The sequence below is a fragment of the Micromonospora sp. NPDC000089 genome (genome assembly GCF_042899365.1).
GTDB lineage: Bacteria > Actinomycetota > Actinomycetes > Mycobacteriales > Micromonosporaceae > Micromonospora.
On record NZ_JBIAZT010000005.1, the window covers coordinates 130,759 to 146,319 of the forward strand.

Below are 15,561 nucleotides of genomic sequence, written 5' to 3' on the forward strand. Positions count from 1 at the left end.
CGTGACCGCGATCCAGAAGAAGGCCGACAACCCCATCGCCCACCTGAGCGCCGAGGACATCGAGATCCTCGGCAAGGAGCTCGACGCGATCCGGGACCGGGTCCTCGCCGAGCGCGGCGAGAGCGACGCCCGCTACATCCGCCGCGTGATCAAGACCCAGCGCACGCTGGAGATCTCCAGCCGGGCGGTGCTGCTGTTCTCGCTCTTCCCGCCGGCCTGGGTGGTCGGCACCGCCGGCCTGTCGGTGGCCAAGATCCTGGAGAACATGGAGATCGGCCACAACATCCTGCACGGCCAGTACGACTTCATGCGCGACCCGAAGATCCACTCCACCACCTGGGAGTGGGACCACGTCTCGCCCGCCGCGCAGTGGAAGCACTCGCACAACCAGCTGCACCACACGTACACCAACGTGCTCGGCAAGGACAACGACCTCGGGTACGGCATCATGCGGGTCGACGAGGACCAGAAGTGGCACCCGATGCACCTGGGCCAGCCGCTGTGGAACTTCCTCAACGCCTGCTTCTTCGAGTACGGCATCGCCGCGTACGACCTGGAGCTGGGCCGGAACCTGCAGAAGGGGCGGCACAAGACGCCGGAGTTCCGGGCCCGCCTGCGCGCCGTCGGCCGCAAGATCCGCCGCCAGGTGCTCAAGGACTACATCGTGCACCCGCTGCTCTCCGGCCCGTCGTTCCTCAGCACGCTGGCCGCCACCTTCACCGCCAACCTGATCCGCAACGTGTGGAGCCACTCGGTGATCATGTGCGGGCACTTCCCGAACGGCGTGGAGACGTTCGAGAAGACCTCGATCGAGGGCGAGACCCGCGGCGAGTGGTACCTGCGGCAGATGCTCGGCTCGGCCAACATCAGCGGCAGCCGGCTGATGCACATCATGACCGGCAACCTGTCGTTCCAGATCGAGCACCACCTCTTCCCCGACCTGCCCAGCAAGCGCTACCAGGAGATCGCCCCGCAGGTCCGCGCGCTGTTCGACCGGTACGGCCTGAAGTACACCACCGGTCCGCTGGCCAAGCAGGTCGCCTCGGCCTGGTGGAAGGTCATCCGGCTGTCGCTGCCGAACCGCAGGGCCGCGCGCCCGGCGCCCACCGTCGAGCCGACCCGCGCCCTGGCCCCGTCCGGAGCCTGACCGCCCGTCGGCGAGGGCGGCGCCCGCCCCGCCTGGAAGATCGTCTACGCCCCAGCGACTCGACACGCCGCGACCTCGCCGCTGAGGCGTAGACGATCAACGCAGCCAGCCACGCGACGGCGCTGCCGTGCATCGGCGTGGACGGTGGGCATGGTCGGAGGCGGTGGCAGCGGTGGTGTCCGGGTGTCAGACTTGCCAGCGGGCACACCCCGGCGGCGAGGGACGTGGACGCATGACGGAACACGGGTACGCACTGCGACCGGACACCGAGACCCGGGACGTGCTCGGCGCCCGGGTGACCGTGGTCGACGCCGAGGGCCTGCTGGCCGCGGCGGCCACCGGCCCGGTCGAGCTGCTGGCCGGCGCCGACCTGCCCGCGCCCATCCGCGACGCCCGGCTCGGCCTGCGTACCGTCGACCGGGACGGTCGGCCGACCCCGCTGTTCGAGGCGTACCTGCGCAGTGGCCCGACCCCGGCGGCCGTGGGGCTGCTCGCGTTGGGCCTGGCCGGCCCGGCCGGGCTGCTGCTCGCGCACCGGTTCGCGGCCGGCGACGCGGTGGCCGGCCGGATGGTGGCCGGCGCGGAGCGGGTCGCCGCCGAGGCGTCCCGGCGGCTCGGCCTGCGGCCGCCGACCACCACCGTCGACGAGCCCGCCCCGCGGCCGCTCGGCGCCGGCGCGTTCGCCGAGGCCCGCGAGCACGGGCTGCACACCGAGGTCGAGGACGCGGCCGCGCCGGGCGGGCGGACCGTGACGGTGCGGGCCACCGTGCCCGACGCCGAGGTCACCCCGGCCCACCTGTGGGCGATGGTCACCCTGGTGCTCCGGCTGGTCGGCGAGCTGGCCGACGAGGACGGGCCGGCGGCGCTGGGCGGGCGGGCGTACCGGATCGGTCGGCGGTCGGACGGCCCGCCGGCCGGCACCGCGACGGTGACCCTCGACCAGGTCGGCGGCCTGGACGAGGTGGTCGCCCGGTTCCGGGAGATCGCCGTGTCGTTCCGGCACCCGCAGGTGATGGCCCGCTGGGGCGCCCGCCGCCCGCAGGGCATCCTGATGTACGGCCCGCCCGGCACCGGCAAGACCATGCTGGCCCGGGCCCTGGCCAACGAGATCGGCGCCGACTTCCGGGAGATCCGCACCCCCGAGATCCTGGACAAGTACCTCGGCGGCTCGGAGCGCAACATCAAGCAGATCTTCCGCGAGGCGCGCGGCTACCGGGTGCCCACGGTGATGCTCTTCGACGAGTTCGACAGCATCATCAGCTACGCCGGGGCCGGCGGGGACGCGGCCAGCCAGGCGGTCAACGCGGTGGCCGGCATCTTCAAGCAGGAGATGAACACCCTCATCGAGGAGAACCCCGACGTCATCGTGGTGGCCACCACCAACTTCCCGCAGCGGGTCGACGCGTCGCTGATCCGCTCCGGCCGCTTCGACGTCAAGCTGGCCATCCCGCTGCCCGACGAGAACGGTCGGGCCGAGATCATCGCGAAGATGGTCCGCGAGCTGATCGACCGGCACGAGCGGCCCGGCTTCCGGATGTTCGCCGCCGACGTCGACCCGCGCGACCTGGCCGCGCACACCCCCGGCCTGAGCGGCGCCGACATCCGCGAGGTGCTGCGCCGGGTGCAGCTGGCCAAGGCGATGCGGGAGGCGACGGAGGGTGCGCCGGCCGGCCCGATCAGCCAGGATGACCTGCGGGAGGCCGTCGCCGGGCTACGTCGCGGCTGAGGCCTCCTGAGGAGGAGGAGAGCCGTGCCGTCCACCCTGCTGTCCCGTCGTGACCTGCACTTCCTGCTGTACGACTGGCTGGATGTGCCGCGGCTGACCGAGCGCCCCCGCTACGCCGAGCACTCCCGGGAGATCTTCGACGAGGTGCTCGACCTCGCCGAGCGGGTCGCCACCGAGCACTTCGCCCCGCACAACCGGGCCGCCGACACCAGCGAACCCACCGTGGTCGACGGCCGGGTGCGGATGATCCCGCAGGTCAGGCGGGCGCTGGAGGTGTTCGCCGAGACCGGGCTGCTGGCCGCCAGCCTGGACGAGTCGGTCGGCGGCATGCAGCTGCCGCACGCGGTCTCCGCCGCCGCGTTCGCGTACCTGCAGGCCGCGAACGTGGGCACCGCGGCGTACCCGTTCCTCACCCTGGGCAACGCGAACCTGCTGCTCGCGCACGGCAGCCCGGAGCAGATCGACCGGTACGTCCGGCCGATGGTCGCCGGCCGGTTCTTCGGCACCATGTGCCTGTCCGAGCCGCAGGCCGGCAGCTCGCTGGCCGACATCACCACCCGGGCCGAGCCGCAGGACGACGGGACGTACCGGCTGACCGGCACCAAGATGTGGATCTCCGGCGGGGACCACGAGCTGGCCGAGAACATCGTCCACCTGGTGCTCGCGAAGATCCCCGGCGGGCCGCCCGGGGTGAAGGGCATCTCGCTGTTCGTCGTGCCCAAGGTGCTGGTCGAGCCGGACGGCACCCTGGGCGTGCGCAACGACGTGGTGCTGGTCGGGCTCAACCACAAGATGGGCTACCGCGGCGCCACCAACACCCTGCTCAACTTCGGCGAGGGCGTGCACCGCCCCGGCGGTCGGCCCGGCGCGGTCGGCCACCTGGTGGGCGAGCCGCACCAGGGGTTGGCCCAGATGTTCCACATGATGAACGAGGCACGCATCGGCGTGGGCGCCGGCGCCACCGCGCTCGGCTACACCGGCTACCTCAAGTCGCTCGCGTACGCCAAGCAGCGCCCGCAGGGCCGGCCGGTCGCCGACAAGGACCCGACCGCTCCGCAGGTGCCGATCGTCACCCACCCCGACGTACGCCGAATGCTGCTGGCCCAGAAGAGCTACGTGGAGGGCGCACTGGCCCTGGTGCTCTACTGCGGGCGGCTGCTCGACGAGGAGAAGACCGCCTCGGCCCAGGCCGACCGGCAGCGGGCCCACCTGCTGCTGGACATGCTCACCCCGATCGCCAAGAGCTGGCCGTCGCAGTGGTGCCTGGCCGCCAACGACCTGGCCATCCAGGTGCACGGCGGGTACGGCTACACCCGCGACTACGACGTGGAGCAGCACTGGCGGGACAACCGGCTCAACCCGATCCACGAGGGCACCCACGGCATCCAGGCCCTCGACCTGCTCGGCCGCAAGGCCACCATGCAGGGCGGCGCCGGCCTGGCCCTGCTGCTGGAAACCGTCGGCGCCACCGTCAGCCGGGCTTGGAAGGCCGACGGGGAGGCCGCCGAGCTGGCCGGGCGGCTCGGCGCCGCGGTCGACCGGGTCGCCGCGGTCACCCGCCGGCTGTGGGAGACCGGCGACCCAGAGGTCGCGCTGGCCAACGCCTCGGTCTACCTGGAGGCGGTCGGGCACGTGGTGATCGCCTGGATGTGGCTGGAACAGCTGCTCGCGGCGGACGCGCTCGGCTCGCCCGACGGCGCCGAGGGGGACTTCCTGGCCGGCAAGCGGCAGGCGGCGCGCTACTTCTTCCGGTACGAGCTGCCGCGCACCGGGCTGCAGTTCGACCTGCTGGAGAGCCTCGACCGGACCACCCTGGACACCCGGGAGAGCTGGCTGTAACGCTGATCCGGTCCCCGGCTAGAGTCGCGTCGCGTCGAGTCGCGCCACCCTGCGAGAACCGGCGGTACGTCGGTAGCTGGCGTCGAGCAGCTCGGCGACCTCGTCCCAGTCGGTGTCGCCGGTCAGGTCCACCCCGATCCACCCGGAGGGACCCAGGTAGGCGGGCGGGAAGCAGCGGTCATCCTCCAGCAGCGCCGCCCGCTCGTCGGGATCCACCAGGACGAGCAGTGCGTGTTCGTGCCGCCGAAGGGCGCCGTCGACCTTCACCGATCCGCCGTAGTAGGCGAAGACCTTGGTGGTGTAGAAGGCGGGGTGTCCATGGGAGATCTTCTCGGCCGCGTCGGGAAAGGCCAGGGCCAGGGCCCGTAGCCGGGCCAGGATCGGATCCGCGTCGTCGAACATGATGGGATGCGGCATGTCGGGAAGACAACCACATCGTCGATGGCTGGTGGGGCTCGTTTCCGTGACCGGACCACCATGGACACCCCGGGAGAGCTGGCTGAAAGAGCGCTGAGCTAGCGTCCTGTGCCATGGCCAGCACCAACCTCCGCACCGAACGCCTTGAGCTTCGCCCGGTGCGCGACGAGGACGTCGACCGGATCCTGGAGTACCGCAACCTGCCGGAAGTCACCCGTTGGCTCCTGCGTACCGACGTCGAGCCGGCGTCCTTCCGGGCGGCGTGGCGGGGCGCGGCGGAGGACCCCGACGACCACAGCGCGGCGGTGGTCCTCGACGGCACGGTGATCGGGACCGTCTCGCTCGACGTGGTCGACGGGATGGGGCAGCCCGGCATGCCGTCGCGGACGGACGCCCGAATCGGTTACATCTTCGACCCGGCGTACCGCGGCCACGGCTACGCTACCGAGGCGGTCACCGCGATGGTGGCGTACGCGTTCGGCCGGCTGGGCGTGCGGAGGATCACCGCTGGTTGCTTCGCGGACAACGTCGCCTCGGTACGCATTCTGGAGAAGGTCGGCATGCGACGTGAACAGCACGGCGTCGGCGACTCCTGGCACGCCGAGCTGGGCTGGGTGGACGGCTTCACGTACGGCCTGCTCGCCGACGTCTGGCAGTCGGGGTCCGCTGAGGCACCCGTCGGCGTGCCGGGCGAGCACGCGGACAAGCGACGCGACTGAGCGTTGAACCGGTCGTTCGCGCCGCCGACCTCGCCGCGGCCGTCGGGCGACGCGGCCAAGGAGGCGCCCAGCGATGGCGGGGCCTGCCACCGGCCCACCGCGTACACCCGGACCGGCGGAAGATGGCCGGCTGCACGGTGTCGCGCTCCAGCCGCAATGCCCAACTCGACCATGACAGCCGTCGTCACGGGTCAGCGGGCGTGCCGCACGTGACGGCAGAATGCCGGGATGCATCGGAGCGTCAGGGGCCGGGATCCCGCAGACGGACGTGGTATCGGCGGCGCTTCCGCGCCAGGCCCGGCGATCGGAGGGCGGGGTGTGGCCCGTCGCCTCGGCCAGGCTTCGGCCGCGGTAGCTGTGGTCCTCCTCGTGCTGGGGCTGGTGATCCTCTCGCCCGTCGCACTGAGAGCGGTGAGCGGGGGAGATGCCGAAGACTGGGGCCGGTTGAGTGAGATCGGCCAGACCTACGGAGCCGCGTCGGCGGTCCTGTCGGCGCTCGCGGTGGGCGGCGTGGCGGCATCGCTCCTGCTCCAGGCCCGGCAGGTCAGGGCCGACCGGATCCAGGCCATCCGCGGCTTTCACGCCGACCTGATCAAGATGCAGCTCGATGACCTGGCTGTCTACCTGCCATGCTGGGGGCCGCTCGAGCTGCCCGACGACACCGCCAAGCGGCAGCACATCTACACGAACCTGCTCTTGCAGTACGCCTGGATGGGCTACGAGATCGGCACGATCCCGGAACCGCTGCTGCGGGACATGCTGGGCGGCATGTTCCGTGGCGACGTCGCTAGGCGCTTCTGGCCGATGGCTCGCGCATCCTGGGCGGCGAGTACGGCGGGGACGAGACGAGGACGACGCTTTCTCCACATCATTGATGAGCAGCATGCCACCGCCCTCTTGAGCGACCCGAGAGCGCGCGCAGTGGTATCTGACGATGGCCTCAGCACCGTCCGACGCTCCGTCCCAGCGGCGGCCGACCTACTCAGCTACGTCGTCATCGGCGTCGCGGCGAGCATCTCGGCAGGCGTGATGTGGCGCAGGCTGCGGTCAGCTCGTACTCCAGCCAGAGACATCGGTCCGACATGACGCGGCGGGCCCACCCGGCACCGCATCACGGAGACCGGCAGCAACCGCCGCCCGGACCGGCGGCGCCTCGGCGGGTCGTCCGCCGGGGCGCCGCCGTCCCGGATCAGGAGCCGATCTGGCTCAGCGGGCCGGCCAGGTCGGGGTAGTTGCGGGTGCTCATGGCCTGCACGCCCGCGGTGTGGTCACCGTTGAACGGGGTGGTCGCCCCCGGGCATCCGGCGGCCACCGCCTCCTGCGGCGAGTTGAACCAGAAGCCCAGGTGGTACGTGTGGATCGGGCGGAACGCCGGGTTGGTGGTGGCGTCGGCGCCGGGGTGGGTGTTCGGCGCGGGCGCGACGCCGGGCGCGATGGCGAAGGTCTCGATGTTGAATCGTCCGACCACCGTCACCCAGGCCACACCGTTCTGGTTGGACCGCAGGTCGCTCTGGTACCACGACACTCCGAAGGGCGCGTTGGGCACCTGGAGCACGAACAGGTCGAAGTTGGTGCGCGGCGGCAGGCCCTCGGCCCGGATGCTCAGCACCTCGTTGACGCCGACCGGATAGACCCGCACGACGGCACGGGCGTTCGCGAGGCAGCCGGCCGCCTCGGCGCCCTGGGAGCGGACCATCGTGAACGAGAAGCTGTGCGCGTCGGCGCTGGCCGGCTGCCTCGCTATGCCCGTGGCGACGAGCGTGCACGCGGCGGCTGCGGCGACGAATGCCCCGACAGCCCTGGTACGGAACCTCATGACGTCCTCCATTCGCCGGGTCGACTGCCCGCCCCGCCAGCGGTGCGCCGGCATGGGCCGGTGCGGTGGGAACGGAGACCCCGGCGATGCGTACGTTATGACCGTCAGCTAGCATCGACGGCGTATAGACCTAGATCAGTCAATATGAGCCGTTTTCGGGGAGCTCCGGCCGTCGGTCTCGTGGACCTCGGCGAGACGGCCTGCCGTACGGCGAAATCAACGGGTGCATCTGTTGTCGCTATGACAGCAACAGCTGCACCCGTTGAATGCCGGGCGCCGTTCGAGCTAGGGGGTGTCGCGCTGCGCGGTGGCCGCGTGCTGCCGGACGAACTCGACGCGAGCGGCGACGTCGGAACGGGGCAGCGTGACGAGCTGGTAGCCGTGTGCGGTGTAGGCGGCGACCATGGCGTCGTGGGTGCGGACGGCCTCGGCGAAGTCCTGGTGTCGTTCGCCGTCGGTGGCGTAGATCTGCCGCCAGGGCGGGGCGATGAACACCCGTCGGTGGTACCGGAACAACCGGGCCGCGGCCGTCACGTGTTCCGGTACGGGCAGGCCGAGCAGCAGGTGGTAGCCGACCAGATCCGGAATGCCCCGGTCGAAGAAGACCAGCCCGGTGTGCCGGCCGGCCTGACGGTAGGAGCGGATCTCCCAGCTGAGCATGACCTCGGCGAACAGGCGGGCGTCGCCGGTGTGCAGCGCCCGCCCGCCGATCGCCAGCTGGTCCTGGATGATCTGCCGTCCCGCCTCCTCCACGCAGGCGTGCCCGGCCCCCCGAAGGCCGTCGATCAGGGTGGTCTTGCCGGCTCCGGGTCCACCGGTGACGACGATGTACTGGCTGCTCAACCATGGTCCTTCCATGATGCGGGCGGGGTGGGTGTCCGGATACCTGTGGAAGTTCTTCCAGATCACCGACTCGTCGGACGACGGCTTGCGGGCCGTCCAGGACGCGTGGTTCGGAACGACCAGGTCCGGTGGGGGCGAGCCAGCCGGGAATCCGCGTCAGGCCGGATGTCGCGATGCGTCCTGCGGCCGGGCGAACGCGCCGCCCGTCAACGAGTCCGCAGGGGACCCGGTGGCGCTATCCGAGGTATGGGGCGTCGCGGTGCTCCGCGTGGTGGCGGAGGCGGAGTCGCATGGTGTCGTGGATCGGGATGTGGTCGAAGTCGGTCGGGTGGATGAAGCGCACGTCGGTGGACTCGTCGCTGACGCTGATGGTGCCGCCGACGACGTCGGCGAGGTAGGTGATGGTGAACTCCTGACGCACCTCGCCGTCGGGGTACGCGATCACGTGCGCGGGGTCGGTGTAGATGCCGAGCAAGCCGGTGATCTCGACGTCGAGCCCGGTCTCCTCCTTGACCTCGCGGATGGCGCACTGCTGGAGGGTCTCGCCGATGTCCATCGCGCCACCGGGCAGCGACCAGTTCCCGGAGTCGGTGCGGCGCTGTAGGAGTACGCGGCCGTGCTCGTCGGTGACGAGCGCCGCGGCACCGGGGACCAGGCTGTTGGGGGTGGGGGCGTCGGGGTCGTGGTAGTAGTCCCGCCGACTGGTCACGGGATCTCCTTCCGGTACGCGGAGGTGGTCTGCCAGATTTGTTCGAACTGGTCGGCGTGGGCAGCGAAGATCCCGTGCGGGGACAGCTCTCGGAGATGTAGGGCTGGGTGTTGATAGCCGCGGGCGCGGTACAGGTGCGGGGTGACGATCATCTGGTGGTCGAAGCGGAACACCGAGTTGTACAGGTGAACGGTGTGTAGACCGATCTCGACGCCGGAAGTGTCGTGGAGTGGTTCGCAGAAGTTGAGGGCATTGCGGATACGGCCGGGTAGGGTCCCGCCAATCTGTTCAAGGGCATCACGTTCGGCGACGTGCGGGCAGTCGGGATCGGCAAATGCGAGCCGAATGTGAGCGCCGCTACCGGCCTTCTCTTTCATGAGCTGCATCGTGTTTGGCAGCAGTTCCAGCAGGAACGGGTAGGCGTAGCCGAGCAGGTCGATCTGCTTCGAAGCGCCGTTGAGTAGCGCGGCCCAGGTGTGGCGAGGGATGTCCGCGCGGTGCGCGTAGGCGGCGACGACCTCAGCCGTGGATTCCGCTCCGGGAGACTGGTCGGGGCGGGTCTGTGGCCACAGGTCGGCCTCCGTCTCGCCAAGAGCGTCGGCCACGGCTAAGCGACTGCGTTGATGAGGAACGCGGCCGGCCAGCCACCGTGTGACGGTCTTGACGTCAACACCCACTGTCTGGGCCAGGGCGGCCGGGTCGAGCTGAGCGCGGAGCATGGCCGCGCGTAGGCGGTGACTCATGACTCCCACCGTAGTGGACACATTGGGACGCGCTACTCCGTGAAAGCGTCCGCCTCGGTGTCCATCGGGACGTTGGTATGTCCAGAACTGCCCCATAGGTTCAGCAGCAGGGCCTTGCCGGTTCGCATGCGATAGGTCGCCGGGCCGGTGGGTGCCAGGGGGAAGGGGTCGTTGTCGGCCCATGAGGTGGTCGGGCCAGGCACGGGCGTCGGCCCCTTCTCCCTTTCAACGACCGGGAGGTGGTGAGCTGCATGTCGGTGCATCAGCCTGATCGGCGTTGGCGCCGCTCCGTGGGTGGCGTCGTCGCCGGCGATCCCCCCTCGCCGCGAGGACCACGGGCCAGCTACGAGGACTATCTGGCCGCCGCCGCGCTCACCCTCGCCGGGCGACACCGCCCGGTGTGGTGCTGGCGCAGGTGGCGACGCGTCTGCCGGTGTGGGGCGATCCTCGCCGTGCACGTACGAGGTCTCGACGGGATGTGCGTCGGCTGCCGGGCGTGGTGGGCGCGGCTGACGCCGTACCCGTGCTGGCAGGTGGCCTGGGCGACCAGCCGGCAGGCGCGGGCGCGCACCGCCCGCTTCCTCGGGGTACGCGGGTGACCGCGCACGGGCCGCTGCCACCCGCGTGGACGTGCGGCGGCTGCGGGGCGGCCTGGCCGTGCCCGACCCGGCGGCGGGAGCTGCGGGCGGAGTACGCGGACGCGCCCGTCTCGCTGGCGCTCTACCTGGGCGGGCAGCTTGTCCGGGCCACCGAGGACCTGGGCGCGGCGCCGGCCGGGAGCCTGCACCGGCGCTTCCTCGGCTGGCTGCGCTGAGCACGACTGACACCGACGGCTCACTGGTGGTGGCGTAACCGATGGGTTACGCCATCGTCGCCTGCGAGCCGCCGTACCGGCTGGCGCTCACCGCCGGTGACGAGCAGGGCGCCTGGCATCTCGACCTGGTGCTCACCGAGACGGCCGACGGCACCCGGCTGCGGTTCACCCAGCACCTGGCCGGCCTCGACGGCGTCGGTGAGATCGGGCCGGGCTGGGAGTACTACCTGGACCGGCTGCTCGCCGCGCGGGAAGGGCAGCCGGCGCCCGACTTCGCCGACTACTACCCGTCGATGAAGGAGCATTTCGAGGCGCAACGGTAGCGAGACCGCCACGCCCTCAGCCGGTGAACTCCACACCCGACAGGGTGGTCGACCGGTGCGCGGCGAGGCGTTCGGCCTGGTCGGCGACGGCCTTCCGGTGGCGCTCGGCAATCGGCTGCCAGGGATCGACGGTCACCCGCAGGCCACGGCCCGACTTGCGGGGACGCCAGGTGCCCATGATCTCGCCGTCGACCAGGACGGCGCCGGGGCGGCCCAGCACCGGCCACAGCTCCTTGGCCCGGGCGGCGTCCGGCACCAGGGTCGCCCGGTCCCTGGCCTGGAGGAAGAGGTCGAACGGGCCGAGCAGCCGGACGCCCTCAACATCGGTCGACCCCAGGGCCGCCTGGTCGGCGGCGAGCAGCCAGCGGGTCTCACCGTCCACGACCACCTCGACCGCGTCGCCCGGCCAGCGTGCCTTCACCTCCTTCACCGGGGCGTCGAGGTAACCGGCGACGTGTTGCGGGGTGGCCGGCCCGAGCAGTCGCAGGTACGCCCGGACGACGTCGAACCGGTCGCCCGGGGTGTCGGCCCGGGTGAACCCGCTGATCCGTTGCAGGATCGGCGGCGACGTGTCGGGGCGCAGCTCCAGCCCGGCCCGGATGGCGGCCAGCCGGAACGGCATCTCGTACAGGTGGGTGGCGTCGCACGGTCGGCAGAAGCGTAGGTACGGCTCGGGCAGCGCCTCGGCGAGGCGGCGCGACACCTCCCCCTTGACGGTCGGCCGGGTGACCACGGCGCGCATCCCGGCGGCCACCTCGTCGAGGGCGGCCAGGGTGCCGATGCCGGCGGCCTTCAACTGCTTGGCCGCGTCGTAGATGCGCTTGCTCGCGTCGGCGTCGGAGAACGGCGCGACCGCGGCCGCCACCTGCGGCAGGTCGGCGCGGCGGTAGAGGTGCGGGGCGCCGCGTACGCTCCACAGCAGGGTCAGCTCGTCGCCGGACAGGGCCGCCACGTCCACCCCGCGCAGGGCCAGCGCCCAGCGGCCACCGTCCGGGCCGGTGTCCTGCACGCCCAGGTCGAGGACGGTCGTCGCCGGCAGCGCCCCGGCGACCCGGTCGAGCTGCTGGGCGCGGACGCGGAAGCTCATCACCCGACGACGGTCGACCATCACCACAGCGTAGGCGGCGGCACCGACACTTCCGGCGACCGCTGCGCCGGTCAGTTCCCGGCGAGCAACCGGTCGCGTACCTCGCGGCGCAGCACCTTGCCGATCTGCGAGCGCGGCAGGTCGTCCGCGACCACCACCCGGCGCGGCACCTTGTACCCGGTGAGGTGCTCCCGGCAGGCGGCGCGGATGCTCTCCGGCTCGCTGGTGCGGTCGGGGTGCAGCACCACCACGGCCACCACCTCCTCGCCGCCGTGCGGGCCGGGCATCCCCACGGCCGCGGCGTCGCGGACGCCGTCCACCCGGCGCAGCGCGTCCTCCACCTCGGACGGGTAGACGTTGAACCCGCCCGTGATGATCAATTCCTTGATCCGGTCGACCACGGTGACGAAGCCGTCCGGGTCCATCGTCACGATGTCGCCGGTGCGCAGCCAACCGCCGGGCAGCAGCACCTCGGCGGTCTCCTCCGGGCGGTTCCAGTAGCCGGGGAACACCTGCGGGCCGCGGACCAGCAGCTCACCGGCCTCGCCGGGCGCGCGGTCCCGGGACGGCTCCTCCGGGTCGACGATCCGCACGTCGGTGGAGGGGAACGGCACCCCGACCGTGCCCGGTCGGCGTGCGGGGGAGACCGGGTTGCCGAGGGTGATCGGCGAGGTCTCGGTCATCCCGTACCCCTCGACGAGCAGGCCCCCGGTGACCGACTCCCACAGCTCCACGGTGGACGGTGGCAGCGACATCGCGCCGGAGATCGCGTACCGGACGGACCGCAGGTCCACCCCACGCTCCCGGGCCGCGGTGGCCAGGCGCTGATAGATCGGGGGTACGGCCGGCAGGAACGTCGGCGGTCGGCGGCGCACCGCGTCGAGGGTCTGGTCCAGGTCGAACCGGGGGAACAGCACCAGCGTCGCCCCGATGCCCACCGAGAAGGTCAGGCAGAGCGTCAGCCCGTACGCGTGGAACAGCGGCAGGACGGCGTACACCGTCTCCTCGCCGTCGCGCAGGCCGGGCACCCAGGCGCGGCCCTGCGCGGCGTTGACCCGCAGGTTGCGGTGGGTCAGGATCGCGCCCTTCGGGGTGCCGGTGGTGCCGCCGGTGTACTGCAGCAGCGCGGTGTCGTCCGGGCCGGGCGCCGGGTGGTCGGCGGCCAGCGGCTCGGCGGCGGCGAGCAGGTCGTCCCAGCGCAGCGCGTCGGGCGCCGGCGTGGTCATCGCGGCGCGGGCGGCGCGCGCCTTCGGCACCGGCAGCCGCAGGGCCCAGCGCTTGAGCCGGGGCAGGGCGCGGCTGAGGTCCACCGCGATCACCGTCTGCACCGACCCGGCGCCGCGCACCCGAGGGGCGACCGTGTCCCAGACGACCGCGACCCGGGCGCCGTGATCCGCGAACTGCTGGGTCAGCTCCTGTGCGGTGTAGAGCGGGTTGTGCTCGACCACCACCGCACCCAGCCGCAGCGCGGCGTAGAAGGCGACCACGTGCTGCGGGCAGTTCGGCAGCACCAGCGCCACCCGGTCGCCGTGGCCGACGCCGAGCCGGCGCAGCGCGGTCGCGGCCCGCGCGACCTGAGCGGCCAGTTCGGCGTACGTGGTGGTGGCACCGAAGAAGTCGAGGGCCACCCGGGAGCCGTGCCGCCGGACCGTGGCGTCCAGCAGGTCGACCAGCGACTCGTCGGACGGAGCGATGGTGGCCGGCACGTCGGGTGCGTAGCTGCGCAGCCAGGGCCGGTCGGCGGTCGGGTCCATCGTTCTCCCATCGCAGGTCAGGGTGGCGTGCCGGGCGTTACCGTGACGCCCGGCGCGGCACCTCCAGCCTAAACTACGGGCCGGTAACCTACGGTGGCGTAGGTGGTCAGCAGCCGGTCCAGCACACCGGCAGGACCGCCCCGTCGTTGCGGAAGCCGACGATCACCCCGGTGTCCGCGATCGCCCGCGCGCCGACGGTCACCCGCGGCCCGCCCGATTCGTTTACGTCATCAGCTCCGTAGCGTCCGTGGGGAGGCGCCGGGGCCGGCGGGCGCGGTGACGAAGTCCGCGGCCGGATGTCCGGTTCGGGGGTCGGCGGCGAGCTCTCACGAACGGGGATGCCGCAGCCGAGGTCGACAAGGTTCGTGCCCGGGTGTCCGGTTCGCGACGTGGGCCGGCTACGCGGGCGGTGCGGTCTGGGCGGTGGTGTCCGGTGGTGTCCCGTGACGGGTGGCACTCTGGCAGTGGAATGGTGGGCGGGGCGGGGTCGTTACATCACCTGGATGACCGCAGGAGCGCCCCGCCCGGCCTGGCCGGTGGGTGCCACGTCCCCCGGGAATGAGGGTGGGCGGGCGGTCGTTACACCTGGTCCGGCGCCGCGACCCCCTTCCGGTCGTGCAGCCGCCGAACCCCTCAAGACTTTCCCCCGTGCATGCGCCGCCGGTTGTGGCGCGCACGGATCCCCTGATTGAGAGCGCCCCGTCGTGGTGCTTGCTCGTGCCACCGTCCCCCTGGTGGTGTGGGCCAACCCCCGAGGAGCTGATTTCTGATGGCTACCACCATGCTGCGTAAGAGTGTGCTGGGTATCGCTGGTCTGGCCTTCGCCGGTGGCGTGTTCGCCGGCCCGGCCATGCACGCCGACGCCGCCCCCACCACCGGCGTCAAGCCGGTCGCCGTCGCGGTGCAGGCCGACAAGCCGGGTGTGGACAAGGGCAAGCTGATCCCGCACGGTGTGCAGGGTGCGCAGTCCCGCATCACCCTGAACGACGAGCAGACCAAGAACGTGAAGGCGATCATCGCCGGCACGAAGAAGTCGGGTCTGGACGAGCGGGCCGCGGTGATCTCGATCGCCACCGCCCTGCAGGAGTCGAAGCTGGAGAACCTGGGTCATCTGGGTGACCGCAACGACCACGACTCGCTGGGCCTGTTCCAGCAGCGCCCGAGCTCGGGTTGGGGCACCCCGGAGCAGATCACCGACCCGATCTACTCCACGATGGCGTTCCAGAAGGGCCTGAAGCAGGTCGACGGGTGGCAGGACATGCCGCTGACCGAGGCCGCGCAGACGGTGCAGGTGTCGGCGTACCCGGACGCCTACGCCCAGTGGGAGCAGCAGGCCGCCGACCTGGTGGCCCAGCACTGGAACAGCTGACCCGACAGGAACCACCGCTGGCCGGTACCCCCAACCCGGGGTGCCGGCCAGCGGCGTCTTCAGCGTCGCATCACCTGACGACCCCGGACGAGCGCCAGCACGATCACCACGATCAGCGCGATGATGCCGATGACCACCAGCCAGCGGACCGCCTCCAGGAGCAGTCCGAGCAGAATGAGCGCGCCGCCCACCACACCGACGACCCAGAGCATGGCCCGCATGTCCGCCTCCTCGCCTCAGTCCTGCCGGCCCGTC

General features: G+C 71.7%; 17 protein-coding genes. 9 read left to right on the forward strand and 8 right to left on the reverse strand.

Annotation, left to right across the window (positions count from 1 at the left end):
* The first annotated feature begins 1 nt into the window (after position 1).
* The 3 genes from ACFY3U_RS12090 (at position 2) to ACFY3U_RS12100 (ending at position 4,712) form a co-directional block, all read left to right on the forward strand.
* Positions 2–1,147 carry a fatty acid desaturase family protein gene (locus ACFY3U_RS12090; RefSeq protein ID WP_387199174.1) on the forward strand — a complete coding sequence of 382 codons (1,146 nt, stop codon included), beginning with the start codon at positions 2–4 and terminating at the stop codon, positions 1,145–1,147.
* 232 nt (positions 1,148–1,379) lie between these two features.
* Entirely contained in the window at positions 1,380–2,873 is a 1,494-nt protein-coding gene (locus ACFY3U_RS12095; protein ID WP_387199177.1) for an ATP-binding protein, read from the forward strand.
* A gap of 24 nt (positions 2,874–2,897) precedes the next feature.
* A complete protein-coding gene (locus ACFY3U_RS12100) occupies positions 2,898–4,712 on the forward strand; it encodes an acyl-CoA dehydrogenase (protein WP_387199180.1) in 1,815 nt (604 codons plus the stop codon).
* Positions 4,713–4,730: 18 nt separating this feature from the next.
* Here ACFY3U_RS12100 and ACFY3U_RS12105 read toward each other — a convergent pair whose 3' ends face one another.
* The gene (locus ACFY3U_RS12105) at positions 4,731–5,129 is read right to left on the reverse strand and encodes an MmcQ/YjbR family DNA-binding protein (RefSeq protein WP_387199183.1); all 399 of its coding nucleotides are present in this window, start codon (positions 5,127–5,129) and stop codon (positions 4,731–4,733) included.
* 113 nt (positions 5,130–5,242) lie between these two features.
* Between ACFY3U_RS12105 and ACFY3U_RS12110 the strand changes: the two genes are divergently transcribed.
* Positions 5,243–5,848, forward strand: coding sequence for a GNAT family N-acetyltransferase (locus ACFY3U_RS12110; RefSeq protein WP_387199186.1), 606 nt, complete (start codon positions 5,243–5,245; stop codon positions 5,846–5,848).
* A 369-nt stretch (positions 5,849–6,217) separates the two neighbouring features.
* Positions 6,218–6,934 (forward strand): DUF6082 family protein, encoded by a 717-nt coding sequence (locus tag ACFY3U_RS12115; protein WP_387199189.1) that lies wholly within the window; start codon positions 6,218–6,220, stop codon positions 6,932–6,934.
* Positions 6,935–7,037: 103 nt separating this feature from the next.
* On the opposite strand, the gene ACFY3U_RS12120 is transcribed toward ACFY3U_RS12115, so the two are convergent.
* The 4 genes from ACFY3U_RS12120 to ACFY3U_RS12135 all read right to left on the reverse strand — a co-directional run bounded on the left by ACFY3U_RS12120 (position 7,038) and on the right by ACFY3U_RS12135 (position 9,935).
* Complete coding sequence (locus tag ACFY3U_RS12120) at positions 7,038–7,664, reverse strand: hypothetical protein (RefSeq protein WP_387199191.1); 627 nt, start codon at positions 7,662–7,664, stop codon at positions 7,038–7,040.
* Positions 7,665–7,949: 285 nt separating this feature from the next.
* A complete protein-coding gene (locus ACFY3U_RS12125) occupies positions 7,950–8,507 on the reverse strand; it encodes an AAA family ATPase (RefSeq protein WP_387199194.1) in 558 nt (185 codons plus the stop codon).
* A 235-nt stretch (positions 8,508–8,742) separates the two neighbouring features.
* The gene (locus ACFY3U_RS12130) at positions 8,743–9,216 is read right to left on the reverse strand and encodes an NUDIX domain-containing protein (protein ID WP_387199198.1); all 474 of its coding nucleotides are present in this window, start codon (positions 9,214–9,216) and stop codon (positions 8,743–8,745) included.
* Positions 9,213–9,935: an XRE family transcriptional regulator gene (locus ACFY3U_RS12135; protein WP_387199915.1), complete on the reverse strand. Its 723-nt coding sequence runs from the start codon at positions 9,933–9,935 to the stop codon at positions 9,213–9,215. Before ACFY3U_RS12135 ends, ACFY3U_RS12130 begins: the two co-directional genes overlap by 4 nt.
* Before the next feature lie 275 nt (positions 9,936–10,210).
* Here ACFY3U_RS12135 and ACFY3U_RS12140 point away from each other — a divergent pair, with 275 nt between their 5' ends.
* Genes ACFY3U_RS12140 through ACFY3U_RS12150 form a run of 3 tightly spaced genes read left to right on the forward strand, consistent with a single transcriptional unit; the run spans position 10,211 to position 11,096 of the window.
* A complete protein-coding gene (locus ACFY3U_RS12140) occupies positions 10,211–10,558 on the forward strand; it encodes a hypothetical protein (RefSeq protein WP_387199966.1) in 348 nt (115 codons plus the stop codon).
* On the forward strand, positions 10,555–10,773 hold the full coding sequence (locus ACFY3U_RS12145) for a hypothetical protein (protein ID WP_387199201.1): 219 nt from the start codon (positions 10,555–10,557) through the stop codon (positions 10,771–10,773). Before ACFY3U_RS12140 ends, ACFY3U_RS12145 begins: the two co-directional genes overlap by 4 nt.
* Before the next feature lie 41 nt (positions 10,774–10,814).
* On the forward strand, positions 10,815–11,096 hold the full coding sequence (locus ACFY3U_RS12150; RefSeq protein WP_387199203.1) for an SRPBCC domain-containing protein: 282 nt from the start codon (positions 10,815–10,817) through the stop codon (positions 11,094–11,096).
* Positions 11,097–11,112: 16 nt separating this feature from the next.
* Here the strand turns inward: ACFY3U_RS12150 and ACFY3U_RS12155 are convergent, their stop codons facing one another.
* Together ACFY3U_RS12155 and ACFY3U_RS12160 are read right to left on the reverse strand one after the other, a co-directional pair.
* Complete coding sequence (locus ACFY3U_RS12155) at positions 11,113–12,204, reverse strand: winged helix DNA-binding domain-containing protein (RefSeq protein WP_387199206.1); 1,092 nt, start codon at positions 12,202–12,204, stop codon at positions 11,113–11,115.
* A 50-nt stretch (positions 12,205–12,254) separates the two neighbouring features.
* Entirely contained in the window at positions 12,255–13,937 is a 1,683-nt protein-coding gene (locus tag ACFY3U_RS12160; protein WP_387199209.1) for a long-chain-fatty-acid--CoA ligase, read from the reverse strand.
* Positions 13,938–14,706: 769 nt separating this feature from the next.
* Between ACFY3U_RS12160 and ACFY3U_RS12165 the strand changes: the two genes are divergently transcribed.
* Positions 14,707–15,306 (forward strand): hypothetical protein, encoded by a 600-nt coding sequence (locus ACFY3U_RS12165; RefSeq protein ID WP_387199212.1) that lies wholly within the window; start codon positions 14,707–14,709, stop codon positions 15,304–15,306.
* A 59-nt stretch (positions 15,307–15,365) separates the two neighbouring features.
* Here ACFY3U_RS12165 and ACFY3U_RS12170 read toward each other — a convergent pair whose 3' ends face one another.
* Positions 15,366–15,527, reverse strand: coding sequence for a hypothetical protein (locus tag ACFY3U_RS12170; RefSeq protein ID WP_387199215.1), 162 nt, complete (start codon positions 15,525–15,527; stop codon positions 15,366–15,368).
* Positions 15,528–15,561 lie beyond the last annotated feature (34 nt).

Coding starts and splice junctions, on each gene's coding strand:
- ACFY3U_RS12095 (WP_387199177.1), top strand. CDS start 1,380: ATGACGGAACACGGGTACGCACTGCGACCGGACACCGAGACCCGGGAC.
- ACFY3U_RS12105 (WP_387199183.1), bottom strand. CDS start 5,129: ATGCCGCATCCCATCATGTTCGACGACGCGGATCCGATCCTGGCCCGG.
- ACFY3U_RS12110 (WP_387199186.1), top strand. CDS start 5,243: ATGGCCAGCACCAACCTCCGCACCGAACGCCTTGAGCTTCGCCCGGTG.
- ACFY3U_RS12120 (WP_387199191.1), bottom strand. CDS start 7,664: ATGAGGTTCCGTACCAGGGCTGTCGGGGCATTCGTCGCCGCAGCCGCC.
- ACFY3U_RS12135 (WP_387199915.1), bottom strand. CDS start 9,935: ATGCTCCGCGCTCAGCTCGACCCGGCCGCCCTGGCCCAGACAGTGGGT.
- ACFY3U_RS12140 (WP_387199966.1), top strand. CDS start 10,211: ATGTCGGTGCATCAGCCTGATCGGCGTTGGCGCCGCTCCGTGGGTGGC.
- ACFY3U_RS12150 (WP_387199203.1), top strand. CDS start 10,815: ATGGGTTACGCCATCGTCGCCTGCGAGCCGCCGTACCGGCTGGCGCTC.
- ACFY3U_RS12155 (WP_387199206.1), bottom strand. CDS start 12,204: ATGGTCGACCGTCGTCGGGTGATGAGCTTCCGCGTCCGCGCCCAGCAG.
- ACFY3U_RS12160 (WP_387199209.1), bottom strand. CDS start 13,937: ATGGACCCGACCGCCGACCGGCCCTGGCTGCGCAGCTACGCACCCGAC.
- ACFY3U_RS12165 (WP_387199212.1), top strand. CDS start 14,707: ATGGCTACCACCATGCTGCGTAAGAGTGTGCTGGGTATCGCTGGTCTG.
- ACFY3U_RS12170 (WP_387199215.1), bottom strand. CDS start 15,527: ATGCGGGCCATGCTCTGGGTCGTCGGTGTGGTGGGCGGCGCGCTCATT.